Here is a 13,549-nt window from a genome sequence, read left to right on the forward strand (position 1 = left end):
AAAGGGATTTAAATCCCGAACAGAATTTTATATGATCAAATTAAAAAGACCTGATCCAGAACCTGAATGTCTGTGACCAGCAAGGGCGGGGTATAATCTTTAAAAGGAATAACTTCAAGAGAAGCCCCCTCAAAAAGATTTAGGAAAGTGTGTGTAAAACTTGTGAGAAAAATCTGTTGATCAAGATCCAAAGAATTAAAAGAAATCTTCAACTCATCCTGACCTTCAACAGCAGTCTTTTCGTTTGTACAGCAGGAATCTTCGGCTATACCCATTTCGAAGTCCATCTCCATTCCGCAGGTTTCAGCTTCAGAAAAAACTGCAAGATCCACTAAAATACTTCCGCAGAAATGTTTATCCACCGTAAATGAGAAAGTAGAGACCAGCACTAAAAGCGCTAATAAAGTGGAAATAGCCTTTTGAAATTTCTTTCTCATTGGACAACAAAGATATAAATATTTGTCTTAGTGAAACAAGAACCAATTCTTCTTAATAGTTGCACATTACAAATTTAGCTGTCATTTTAAACAAAAACTTTAATTCTTACGGGCAAAACTTTCAACATTATTGTTTTTTCGGGTTTTGAGCCTATAATAATAAAATGCCGGAAGTAGAATTATGACGAATATTGGATGAATTAAAAATCTCCTCACGTAAAACAGCGCCATAAAATTTTGATTTTCGATAGTGTAAACAAAGAAGAAAAATACCGGAAAACAGATTAGGAATAATAACAGAAAGAGCGCTGTTGAGAACTTTAAAATATTTTTATCAAAGAAGGCAACATATATAATTGCCAAAGAAATTAGTGTATTAAGGGCAAATCTAAAAGCTACATTTATAAGCAATCTTGCCGCTTCAAAATCAGGGGTTTTATTAAGTAAATATTCAAGTTTAAAGAAATTTATTAATGGATCATAAAAGAGACTGGTTTCAAAAAACCTTATTAGGACCAACAATCCTATCAAAAACCCTATTCCAAGTATTCTAAACCTTGCCTTCATTACCGCTGTTGTTTGAATATATTCTCACCCAAAAAATCCATAGAACGAACACCGTCCCGTATATGACCAGGGGAAATAAAATGCTATGCATAAACTCTGCATAGCGTGGATATTCATAGATGCCAATACTAAGAAGCGCTATTCTTACTATATTCATTACATATATAATCACTCCACCTGCAAGCACATATAACAATGTGGTTTTAACATCTGAAAAAAAGAAAGAATAAAAGAAGTGAAAAGGATGATGACACTTATGGAGTTACAGCCTTCTACTATCCTCGCAAGTAAAAGATCATTAATAAAGACTATTATAGATTCCTCCCCGCGGTGTGGCACAATCTCAACAGCATAGCCCATAGCTTCAATAGCTGCATGGCTTTGCACCGCAACAAGATGTGTAAAAAAATCGGGGTAGTAATTTGAAGAGCCGGAGAAATCTAGATAAATATTGTAAAATAGGGAGAAAAGAAAGTAACTCCCTAAAAAGGTAAGTATGAAAAAAAGAACTGATTTATATTTCCTGAATAACTGCAGCAAGGCGGGGCACGTTTTAACAAATTTATAGAAATTTGCGGGTCAAAATAATTTATTAATTAAATACTTTTGCAAAAAAATTTGTTATGTCATTTGAAAACCTGAAAGGAGAAGTTTCTACTATTTTAGAAAAAGAAGGATTATCTGTAGATGAAAGGTTGTTGCAGGTTTGTACACTGTTAAAGGAAAAGATCTCCTATTACAATTGGGTAGGGTTCTATTTTGTTAATGGGGATAAGGACGAATTAAAACTTGGACCTTATGTTGGTGCACCAACTGATCATACGATCATTCCTTTTGGAAAAGGTATTTGCGGACAGGTGGCAGTATCAAATCAAAATTTTGTAGTGCCAGATGTTAGGGCACAAGATAACTATATTGCCTGCAGTATAGATGTAAAAGCAGAAATCGTGGTGCCTTTGTTCAAAGATGGTAAAAACATAGGACAAATTGATATAGATTCAAATACCCCTGATCCTTTTACTGAAGAAGACGAAAGATTTCTTGAATGGGTGAATGAACAGGTTGCTGAAATTTTATAAGAATTCCTCTCGGGATTTCCCGTTAAATACTGTTGCCCGATCTATAATTTTTCCTCCAAAAAACCAATTCTCGGGGTAAAAGCCAATAATTCTTCAGGATCTTTTACGCAATTAAAGCTATTGTATTAAGTGACCCAGCTCCTTCTGGGAGAGTAGGGTTATTACATTCCTGTTCTAATAGCCTCAACAGGATCCAGCTTGGAAGCCGAAATGGCAGGAATGATTCCGGAAATTAATCCTATCACTGCCGACACTGCCGTCCCCAGGAACATGTTCCAGGTGGAGAGGACAAAATCAAATTCTCCTGTAAACTGAGATGCAATAATTGATACAATATAAACAAGGACCAAACCAATTAAACCTCCAATTACTGCCAGGATCACGGCTTCAAATAGAAATTGAAATAGAATAAATTTATTTTTCGCTCCCAGGGATTTTTGAATTCCTATTAAATTAGTTCGCTCTTTTACACTTACAAACATAATGTTTGCAATACCAAAACCTCCCACGAGAAGGGAGAACCCGCTAATTATTAAACCTATCAGGTTCATTTGCCCGGTAATATTATCTATCATATCAGCAAATCCCTGCAGTTCATTCACAAAGAAATTGTTGATTTCCTCCGGTCTTAAGCCTCTGTAAGTTCGCAGTTGCTGTGTAAGTTGAGCTTTAAATTCTGCATAATCCACTCCTTCTTCAGGCTTTAATACAATTTGAGGAAAAGTGCTCCTGTTGTTATCTCCGTATATTCTTCTCACCACATTCACAGGAATAAACACAGCTTCATCTTTATTGTTTCCGAAAATATTGGAACCCTCCTTTTCTAAAACACCAATAACAGAAAATTTTCTGCCATACAGTCTCATTTCTTTACCTATGGCATTTGAACCTCCAAAGAGACTTTGAGCTATCTCATAACCTATAACTGCCACGGGAGCACCACTAACAGATTCAGATTCATTAAAAAACCTGCCATCTTCAAATTCCAGCGCTTCAATGTCATAGTAACCATCAGTCACCGCTCCAATATCAACATTTTCAACAGTTTTGTCTCCAGATTTGATACTTTCCCGGGGCACATTCATCGTAAAACTAATAGCTTCTATACCGGGAGTGTTTCTTGCGAGGTATTGAAACTCATCATAAGACATATCAGGAAACTGCTCTCTTTTCCACTGCGGAATATCTGTAGGTCCAAAGGAAAAGCGCATTAATATAATTGTACTGTTATCAAGAGAACTCAAACTTCCTTTGATCTCCTTCTCAAGAGAATCTACTGCTGCAAGCACAGCTATAATGGAAAAAATACCAATAGTTACTCCCAGCAACGACAAAAATGTTCGAAGTTTGTTGTTCTTCAAAGCACTTATTGCAAAATTAAAACTCTCTTTGAGAACCCTTAGATAAATAATCATAGTAAAGACAGCTGTTTTACGTCAATTAATGATAAGACGCACACTCTTGTTTTTCGTTACAATTATTTCCAGAAATAAAACTTTAGATCTTTAGATTTTAGGGTGATTTAATTACTTTTGCAACCTTAACAAACACAACACAATGAGCGATTTAAAATTGGCGAAATCGGCACTAATTTCGGTTTTTAGTAAAGATGGACTCGAACCTATTGCAAAAAAGCTTAACGATCTTGGAATTACTATTTATTCTACCGGGGGCACAGAAGATTTCATAAAAAATTTAGGCATTAAAGTTATTCCGGTTGAAGATCTTACTTCTTATCCTTCTATACTTGGCGGGAGAGTTAAGACCTTACACCCCAAAGTGTTTGGGGGAATTTTAAATCGCCAGGATCATGGGGGGGATATGGCTGAAATGAAGAGTTTTGATATTCCGCAAATTGACATTGTAATTGTAGATTTATATCCTTTTGAAAAAACTGTAGCTTCAGGTGCTTCTGAAGCTGACATAATAGAAAAAATAGATATTGGAGGAATTTCACTTATTCGTGCTGCCGCCAAAAATTTTAAAGATGTTCTTTGTGTTTCTTCTGTAGAAGATTATTCAGAATTTCTTGGTTTAATTTCAGAAAAAAACGGGGAAACCAGCCTGAGCGACAGGAAAAAATTTGCAGCTAAAGCTTTCAATATTTCCTCCCACTACGATACTGCAATATTTAATTTCTTTAATTCTGAAGAAAAAGTTCTTAAACAGAGTTTTTCTAAAGGAAAAGAATTGCGTTACGGAGAGAATCCTCATCAAAAAGGTACTTTCTATGGAAATTTTGAGGAGATGTTTGATCAACTTCACGGAAAAGAATTGTCCTATAATAATTTACTGGATGTAGACGCTGCCGTAAACCTAATGGCTGAGTTCAAAAATGACGCTCCTACCTTTGCAATTCTAAAACACAATAACGCCTGTGGTCTTGCTCAAAGGGAGACAATTAAGCAAGCGTATTTAGATGCTTTGGCAGGGGATCCTGTTTCAGCATTTGGAGGGATTTTGATAAGTAATGTGGAAATTGACGCCGCAACTGCCGAAGAAATCCACACTTTATTTTGTGAAGTTGTAATTGCACCCTCTTTTTCCAATGAAGCCTTAGAAATTTTAAAAGAAAAGAAAAACAGGATTATACTGGTTCAAAAAGAAGTAGAGCTGCCTAAGGAATTGGTACGCACCTGTTTGAATGGAGTTTTAGTACAGGATAAAGACAACAAGACTGACGCTATTGAACAGCTTACCTACTCCACTTCTAAAAAACCTACCGACGAGGAATTAAATGACCTGATTTTTGCATCAAAGATATGCAAACACACAAAATCCAATACCATCGTCCTTGCTAAGAATAAACAACTCCTCGCTAGTGGCACGGGCCAGACTTCGCGGGTAGACGCTTTAAATCACAGCATAGAGAAAGCTCAAAATTTTAAATTTAGTTTAAACGGCGCAGTTATGGCGAGCGACGCATTCTTCCCATTTCCAGACTGTGTAGAGATAGCCGGGAATGCCGGAATTACGGCTGTTATTCAGCCGGGTGGATCTATAAAAGATGAATTAAGTATAGATTATTGCAATGATCATAATATTGCAATGGTGATGACGGGAACAAGGCATTTTAAACATTAATTTTACTACATTTACTTAACCTCAACATAACATACTATGGGATTTTTCGATTTTCTCATTGAAGAAATAGCAATAGATTTAGGTACAGCCAATACTCTTGTGATACATAATGACAAGGTGGTGGTAGACAGTCCCTCTATCGTTGCCCGGGACCGTACTTCCGGAAAAATTATTGCCGTGGGAAAAGAAGCTGCAATGATGCAGGGAAAAACTCATGAAAACATTAAAACAATTCGTCCCTTAAAAGATGGAGTAATTGCAGATTTTGATGCCAGTGAGAAGATGATAAGCATGTTCATCAAAGAAATTCCCGCATTAAAAAAGAAAATGTTTACTCCGGCTTTGCGAATGGTTATTTGTATTCCATCGGGAATTACCGAGGTTGAAATGCGTGCTGTAAAAGAAAGCGCAGAAAGGGTTAATGGCAAAGAAGTTTACCTGATCCATGAACCTATGGCAGCAGCCATAGGTATTGGTGTAGACATTATGCAACCTAAGGGAAATATGATTGTCGATATAGGAGGTGGTACCACCGAGATTGCAGTAATTGCTTTAGGAGGTATTGTTTGCGATAAATCCATAAAAATAGCTGGTGACGTTTTTACCAATGATATAGTTTATTACATGCGTACCCAGCACAACCTTTATGTGGGGGAACGCACTGCGGAAAAAATTAAAATTCAAATTGGTGCAGCGACTGAAGATCTTGAGGTCCCGCCAGATGAGATGAGCGTACAGGGTCGTGATCTTTTAACAGGGAAACCAAAACAGGTTCAAATCTCTTATCGCGAGATCGCCAAAGCTCTGGACAAATCTATTCTAAGAATTGAAGATGCCGTTATGGAGACTTTATCACAAACACCTCCTGAACTGGCTGCAGATATTTACAATACCGGTATTTATCTTGCTTAGTGGTGGATCCATGTTGCGTGGCCTCGACAAACGTTTATCCCTAAAAACCGATCTACCCGTATACATTGCCGAAGACCCCTTAAGAGCGGTAGTAAGAGGCACAGGTATATGTTTAAAAAATCTCAGCCGATATAAGGGAATTTTGATAAAGTAGTAGGAGCAGACTTATGCAGCAGATTTTTAATTTTCTTATCCGCAATAAGAATAACATTTTGTTCCTGTTGCTGCTGATCCTTTCCCTGTTTTTAACAATCCAGTCTCACTCCTTCCATAAAAGTAAATTTATTAGTTCTGCCAATGTTGTAACGGGAGGAATATATAGCTGGGCAAATAATATCCAAACGTATTTTCACCTAAACGATTACAATAAGCGTCTTTTAGATGAAAACAAACAACTGCGAAGTTTACTGGCAAATGTACAGGATACTACACAGCTGGAAATAATCGTTGATTCCACCATTGTAAACGGGATATATAAATTTAGAACTGCCCGGGTGATCAACAATAATTATTCAAAAGTTGACAATTATATTACCCTGGATCGCGGTGCCAATTCAGGTATAGAAAAAGAATTTGGAGTAATTACAAGCCAGGGAATAGTGGGTATTGTAGACCACGTTACAGAAAAACATTCAAGAGTAATTTCAATTTTAAATACGAACTCCAGGATAAATGCACAACTCCAAAAAACAAATCATTTTGGCTCCCTGGTTTGGAATGGAAAAGACCCTAATCTTGTACAATTAATTGATGTCCCCCGACAGGCCCCTGTAGCAGTAGGAGATACAATAGTAACAGGAGGAAAATCCTATATTTTCCCAATGGGGATTCCTATTGGAGATATACAGGATTTCACCTTGGACCAGAATGAGAGCTATTACACCCTTAACATCAGGTTATTTAATGATATGACCAACATAGGGCACGTTTACATTATAGAAAATCAGGATAAAGAGGAGTTAAAGGCTCTGGAAACAGACAATGACTAATACAATAATTACTAACACCATCAGGTTTATTTTTTTGGTTTTGTTACAGGTACTCCTGCTCAACAATATCAATTTTCTGGGATATATTAATCCTTACCTGTATGTTTTATTTTTGGTGTTGTACCCTTTTAATACTCCCCAGTCCCTATTTATTATTGTCGCTTTCCTTTTAGGTATAACTATTGATACTTTTGAGGACAGTGGTGGGATAAACGCAGCAGCATGCCTGGTAGTAGCCTATATTAGGCCCACATTTTTAAGGTTTTCATTTGGTGTGAGCTATGACTACCAAACAGTGAAATTATCAAACACCCCTTATGGCGCACGATTTGCATATATTTTTTTAATAGTTTTTGTACATCATTTGATACTCTTTACCCTGGAAATGTTTGATTTTTCTCATACATTACTAATATTGAAAAAAACCTTGTTTTCCGGGATATTTACTATATTATTGATCCTTATCAGCTTAACCTTATTTAAACCCAAACGCCGATGAGAAGATTACTACTTTACATAATCATTCTTACCACCGGAATAATTTTTATCGCGAGGCTTTTTTATCTTCAAATCCTCGATGATTCTTTCGTTCGTTTGTCTGAAGATAACGCAGTTAAAGTTGTGTACGATTACCCTCAGCGTGGCTATATCTTTGACAGGGATGGTAATTTGCTGGTCTCTAATCAACCATCTTATGATGTAATGGCTATTCCCAGGAATGTGAAAGCTTTTGACACTGCAGAATTTTGCACAATTCTTAATATTACTCCAGAACAACTTGCACAGAAGCTTGATAAGGCGAAGATTTACTCTCCCCGCCTGCCCTCTATAATAGTTCCTCAACTTACAAAATCTGAGTACGCCTATTTTTCTGAAAAAATGAGAAACTATCCCGGCTTTTATATTCAGAAGCGATCGTTAAGAGACTACCAAACATCAAGTGCCGCCAATGTCCTTGGATATATTGCTGAAGTAAATAAAAAAATAATTGAAAATAATCCCTACTACATCTCGGGTGATCTTATAGGAAAACAAGGTGTGGAAGGCTATTATGAAGAATTGCTCCGGGGAGTTAAAGGGGTGAAATATATTCAAAAAGATAGGTTTAACCGTGATATTGGTGCCTTTAAAGAAGGGATCTATGACACATTACCAAAAAAGGGGAAAGATATCACCATAACTATAGATGCCGAATTACAGGCCTATGGTGAAAAACTTATGGAGAACAAATGGGGAGGTATAGTTGCCATTGAACCAGCAACCCTAAGTGAAATTCTTTCTATGGTTACTGCTCCCAGCTATGATCCTGCAAAGCTGGTAGGACGAAAAAGGTCCCCCAATTTTTCAGAATTATATTACGACAGTATTGCCCGTCCGCTTTATGACCGCGGTTTACTTGCAGAGTATCCACCGGGATCTCCTTTTAAAACAATTAATGCCCTTATTGGCCTTCAGGAAGGCGTTGTTACTACCGAAGATAAATTCTATTGTAGCGGGGGATATGTGTACGGAAGAGGCAGAAAAATGGGTTGTCACCCACACGCGAGCCCACTTCCAATGATTCCGGGAATTGCTCAGTCCTGTAATGCCTATTTTGCAAACGTATACAGAAGAATAATTGAAAAATATCCTACCCCTCAGGAAGGAGTAAATACCTGGGCAGGTCACTTGAAAAGCTTTGGCCTGGGAGATTATTTGGGATCTGATCTTTCCACAGGAAGACCTGGAAAAATACCTACTGCAGATTATTACAACAAAATTTACAATTACCCTACCTATAAATGGTTTTCTACCGCCACATTATCTAATGCTATTGGACAGGGAGAAGTATTAATGACCCCTATTCAACTTGCCAATATGACTGCAGCCATTGCCAACCGGGGATGGTATTATACACCTCATATTTTAAAAGAAATAGATGGAAGCCCTATTAAAGACAAAGCTTTTACTGAAAAAAGAATAACCACAATAGAACCACGGCATTTTGATCCAGTAGTGGAGGGAATGCACCAGGTTTACTTAAGTGGTACGGCTTCAAGTCTTAAAATTCCCGGAGTAGAAATAGCAGGCAAAACAGGTACCGCAGAGAATTTTACCAAAATAGGTGGAAAACGGGTACAGCTTACAGATCATTCCATTTTTATCGCCTTTGCACTTAGTAGATGATCCTAAAATAGCTCTTGCTGTTTTCGTTGAGAATGGATACTGGGGAGGAAGATATGCGGGTAGAATTGCTTAGTTTGATGATTGAAAAATATCTCAAAGGCACCATCACCAGAACCGATATGGAGGACTGGATACTTACCCATAGCCTGGAAGAAGAATATATGAAACCCTACAGCGGAGAATCTTTTAGAATAAACCAATAATGTCAAAAACAGGAGTCGGTTTTGACTGGTTAACAATATTACTTTATTTGTTACTGGTCCTCTTTGGGTGGGTAAATATTTACTCCGCATCACTAGGGGATAATCCCTCATCAATCTTCGATTTTAATGAAGTGTATGGGAAGCAAGCAGTTTGGATCCTCCTAAGTTTTGCCATGATTGTAGTACTGCTTTCTATTGAAGCACGATTCTATATGCGCTTTTCGAGTGTGATTTATATAATCTCCCTCATCTCCATTTTAGGTTTATTTGTGTTCGGAAAAACGATTAATGGCGCCACCTCATGGTATGTCTTCGGGGGAGTGAGCATTCAACCTAGCTGAATTTGCCAAAGTCGCAACAGCACTCGCTCTGGCTAAATACCTGGGGGATATACAAACTAATATAAAGACCTTTTCGAGCCAGTTAATGGCCTTTTTTATAATCCTACTTCCGCCTTTGATCATCCTGCCACAACCCGATGCTTAGTAGTGCAATGGTTTATGCTTCTTTTCTCTTCCCCCTTTACAGGGAAGGCCTATCAGGAATTTATCTTGCTACAGGGTTTGCAGCAGTCCTTATTTTTGTTTTCACCCTTATAATAGGACCTTTAAACGTAGCAATCGCAATAATACTTTTGGCCATATTTTCATTATTCCAGAAGAGGAGCAAACGACCAAGATACATCCTGCTGGTCCTGGGAATTGCGGTGGGAATAGGGCTATCTTATTCTGTAGATTATATCTTTGAAAATGTTTTTGAGCAACGCCACCGCGACAGGTTTAACATTGTACTTGGCAAGGAAGTAGATTCCCGTGGAATTGGCTACAATACTAATCAAAGCGAGATTGCCATTGGGAGCGGTGGCTGGCTAGGAAAAGGATGGACTGAAGGAACACAAACAAAAGGACAGTTCGTTCCTGAACAGCATACGGATTACATTTTTAGTACAGTAGGTGAGGAATGGGGATTCTTTGGCACTACCTTGGTGGTATTACTGTTTATCCTGCTACTTGTGCGTTTGCTTTATTTAGCTGAACGTCAAAAATCCCAGGCCTACAGGATCTACGGCTATAGTGTTGTAGGTATTCTTTTCCTGCACTTTATGGTAAATATTGGAATGGTAATAGGTATATTCCCGACAGTAGGAATTCCTCTCCCCTTTTTCAGCTATGGAGGCTCGGGACTATGGAGTTTTACCATTCTCCTCTTCATCTTTATTAAGCTTGATGCTGAACGAATGTCCTATTGGTAAAAGCCATTCCCTCCCTTTTATTTTTGTTTAACTGAAGCTATATTTAATCCCCTTTGTGGTCGCCGCAACCTGGCAGAAGGCTCCAATAATTGAGGTGAGATCCATTAAGTAAATTTCTTCTGAAACCTATCCACGACAATAAGATTAGGTACTTCAGAAAAGAAGCTTACAATTGACAGCGGCCAGTAGTATTCAGATATGGCATAAAAATTAAATGATCTTCAGTGTAAAAGTCAGGAAATTCACCAAGTGTAGGTGAACCGAAAATTTCTTTCAATCCGTATCGAATAGCGGGACCCGAAATTTTATGTTATCATTTCTAAATAAAAATAATTCGGGTAAGTTTTCTCTTTCAGGCACAACGATCAGCCATTAAGAGGGCAGCTGCCACAATAAGGATCAAGGCCGGATAAATATATTTTCTTTTCATCTTATTTGTTCAAATTTCTGCTAAAAAAGAACGCTCCGAAATAGATTCCGGAGCGCCTTTTAATCTTTATGCTCTCTTATTTCTTTATATCAGCAATCTTACCTTTTTTGATATTGTTCAGTTGAATATCATCCAGCACATTAATTGCCTCTTCAATATAAACGTCACTCGTCAAATTTTTGTGCCATCTTACTCTTTTCTCCTTTAGCACTGTATCTTTTTCATAAAGCGCCTCTTCATAAGGAAGGGATTGATAGGTAAGATTTGAAGAGTATTTAGAAATACCATTAAATCTTTTTGCATCTTCCTTATCATTCATACGCTGTGAGTGATAAGCGTCAAACTGAAGCGGATAGACTTCCTCATCTCTTTGATCTCTTACCCATTTAGCATTCTCAGCTATTAATCGCAGTTGCTCATTGGATGCCATTCTTTCTTTGCTCTTTTCGATCACTTCATCGTAATCTATATAACCCTCCCACACTTTATAAGTTGCAGGTTTTATTTGATCCCAGGGTAGTGGGTTATCATAGTCCTTTTCTCCTATATCAATATAACTATATCTATCCGGCACCACAACATCACTCTTAACTCCTTCCAATTGTGTAGATCCTCCATTGACACGGTAAAACTTTTGAGTTGTAAGTTTTAAGGCCCCTAGGTCACCATACTCGTTACTTCTTACGGTCTGGTTAAGGTCTATAACATTTTGAACTGTTCCTTTACCATACGTTTGTTTGCTTCCAATAATAATTGCTCTCTTATAATCCTGCATTGCAGCAGCAAGAATTTCTGAAGCAGATGCTGAAAGTTCATTTACAAGAATAACCAATGGACCATCCCAGATTATACTTGGATCTTTATCAGATAGCACTTCCTGGCCTTCCATTTTAGATTTTACCTGAACTATAGGTCCTTTTTCTATAAAAAGCCCAGCAATATCAACTACTGTTTTCAAAGATCCCCCACCATTATTCCGAAGATCCAGAACAAGTCCTTCCATTCCTTCCTGCTTTAACCTGATAATTTCCTGTTTCACATCTGATGCTGCATTACGCTTATCATAGTCTCCCATATCGAAGTAAAACTTGGGAAGATTTATTAATCCAAAAGTCCTTCCATTCTTCTCTACTTTGGCAGTTTTTGCATAAGTCTCCTCAAGCTCTACAACATCCCGTGTAATGGTTATATCTTCTATATTTCCAAGTACTTTTTTCTTTACAGTAAGAGTAACTTTAGAGTCTTTTGGTCCTTTAATAAGGTTTACCGCATCATCAAGTCTCATTCCTACTATGCTTACAGGATTTTCTTCATCTTCCTGTTTCACCTTAAGAATAATATCCCCTTCACTAAGTTGATCACTCATCCAGGCTTAAGCCCACCAGAGATAACTTCCATTATCGTAATATTGTCACTTTTCTTTTGAAGACGGGCGCCTATTCCCTCAAGTTTACCACTCATCGCGATATCAAATCTATCTTTATCCTGCGGAGCAAAATAAAAAGTATGAGGGTCAAATTCTTCTACAATAGCATTCACATAAACAGAGAAATAATCTTTTCGCTCCAGCTCCTCACTAAAGTCAAAATATTCATTCATCGCAGTGAGGGTGGTTTCCCTTGCTTCTTTTTCAAGTTCTGCATCAGTTTTTATCTCCTTTGACTTTTCTTCTGAAGTACTTCCGGTAGCTACAGCTCCTTCAGGCTTCACAGGATTCTCCAGAGTACCATCCACATCTTCATAAGTATAATCCTCCAAAGAGTCATCAACCTCGCCGTTTTGTTCCTGCTTCTTATCATAGAAGTTACCAAGAGTTGTAAACTTCAACTGCTTTCTCCAACGCTCCTTAAGTTCTTTCCTGCTGGAAACATATCCAATCTCATCATAGTTGGTGTTAATCTCTTCTACTTCTGTAAAATCAAAAGGTTCGGCAAGAATCTCTGTATAGATCTCCCGCACTTCCTTCATTCTTTTTTGTAATCTATCATGGGTGAGATCAAAAAACGCCAGGTCCTTATCTCTAATTTGATCGTCTATTTGATCTTCATACACAGCAAACTCTTCTATATCTTCTTTATAAAAGAAACGTTTTAGAGGATCAATAGCTGCCAGATAGTCTTTATAAACTTCCTTTGAGAAGTCATCATCTATATTTTTGGCATCATAATGACCCTTTTCAAGAACATAGGTAATTAGATCTATAAGAAGTTTATCTTTATTTGGATCATTAAATTGTTTAGTAGTAAAGCTGCAGGAGGCTACTGCCATAAGTAGCACAACAATCAGAATTTTATAATTCCTTTTCATAAGCCGGATTAATTTCATCATTAAATATTCAACAAATTACATAAAAAACTGTGCCAATAATATTTAACGGCAAGAATAAATTGTAAGACGCCTAAGATAAGGTTTCCTATGGAAATTACTATT

The 13,549-nt window shown here is 37.4% G+C and carries 7 protein-coding genes and 5 pseudogenes; 7 read left to right on the forward strand and 5 right to left on the reverse strand.

Annotated elements, in window-relative coordinates:
* Window positions 1–35 precede the first annotated feature (35 nt).
* The 3 genes and pseudogenes from LZ575_RS12430 to xrtF form a co-directional block, all read right to left on the reverse strand.
* On the reverse strand, window positions 36–437 hold the full coding sequence (locus LZ575_RS12430; protein WP_235324875.1) for an HYC_CC_PP family protein: 402 nt from the start codon (window positions 435–437) through the stop codon (window positions 36–38).
* A gap of 99 nt (window positions 438–536) precedes the next feature.
* Window positions 537–1,004, reverse strand: a complete 468-nt coding sequence (locus LZ575_RS12435; RefSeq protein ID WP_235324876.1) for an exosortase F system-associated membrane protein — start codon at window positions 1,002–1,004, stop codon at window positions 537–539.
* A pseudogene (gene xrtF, locus LZ575_RS12440) lies at window positions 988–1,544 on the reverse strand (exosortase family protein XrtF). Before xrtF ends, LZ575_RS12435 begins: the two are co-directional and overlap by 17 nt.
* An 83-nt stretch (window positions 1,545–1,627) precedes the next feature.
* Here xrtF and LZ575_RS12445 point away from each other — a divergent pair.
* Window positions 1,628–2,083, forward strand: a complete 456-nt coding sequence (locus tag LZ575_RS12445; protein ID WP_235324877.1) for a GAF domain-containing protein — start codon at window positions 1,628–1,630, stop codon at window positions 2,081–2,083.
* 161 nt (window positions 2,084–2,244) lie between these two features.
* On the opposite strand, the gene LZ575_RS12450 is transcribed toward LZ575_RS12445, so the two are convergent.
* Entirely contained in the window at window positions 2,245–3,498 is a 1,254-nt protein-coding gene (locus LZ575_RS12450) for an ABC transporter permease (protein WP_235324878.1), read from the reverse strand.
* A gap of 142 nt (window positions 3,499–3,640) precedes the next feature.
* On the opposite strand from LZ575_RS12450, the gene purH reads away from it, so the two are divergent.
* The 6 genes and pseudogenes from purH to rodA all read left to right on the forward strand — a co-directional run bounded on the left by purH (window position 3,641) and on the right by rodA (window position 10,689).
* Entirely contained in the window at window positions 3,641–5,167 is a 1,527-nt protein-coding gene (purH, locus tag LZ575_RS12455) for a bifunctional phosphoribosylaminoimidazolecarboxamide formyltransferase/IMP cyclohydrolase (RefSeq protein ID WP_235324879.1), read from the forward strand.
* Between the two features lie 36 nt (window positions 5,168–5,203).
* A pseudogene (locus LZ575_RS12460) lies at window positions 5,204–6,233 on the forward strand (rod shape-determining protein).
* 13 nt (window positions 6,234–6,246) lie between these two features.
* Window positions 6,247–7,068, forward strand: coding sequence for a rod shape-determining protein MreC (gene mreC / locus LZ575_RS12465; RefSeq protein WP_235324880.1), 822 nt, complete (start codon window positions 6,247–6,249; stop codon window positions 7,066–7,068).
* On the forward strand, window positions 7,061–7,567 hold the full coding sequence (mreD, locus tag LZ575_RS12470) for a rod shape-determining protein MreD (protein WP_235324881.1): 507 nt from the start codon (window positions 7,061–7,063) through the stop codon (window positions 7,565–7,567). The genes mreC and mreD overlap by 8 nt, the downstream gene beginning before the upstream one ends.
* Window positions 7,564–9,437, forward strand: a pseudogene (locus LZ575_RS12475) (peptidoglycan D,D-transpeptidase FtsI family protein). Before mreD ends, LZ575_RS12475 begins: the two are co-directional and overlap by 4 nt.
* Window positions 9,437–10,689: pseudogene (rodA, locus tag LZ575_RS12480) on the forward strand (rod shape-determining protein RodA). Before LZ575_RS12475 ends, rodA begins: the two co-directional pseudogenes overlap by 1 nt.
* A gap of 506 nt (window positions 10,690–11,195) precedes the next feature.
* On the opposite strand, the pseudogene LZ575_RS12485 reads toward rodA, so the two are convergent.
* Window positions 11,196–13,426 (reverse strand): annotated as a pseudogene (locus tag LZ575_RS12485) (carboxy terminal-processing peptidase).
* Between the last annotated feature and the right edge of the window lie 123 nt (window positions 13,427–13,549).

It is taken from the genome of Antarcticibacterium sp. 1MA-6-2, from assembly GCF_021535135.1.
In the GTDB taxonomy this organism is placed as follows: domain Bacteria; phylum Bacteroidota; class Bacteroidia; order Flavobacteriales; family Flavobacteriaceae; genus Gillisia.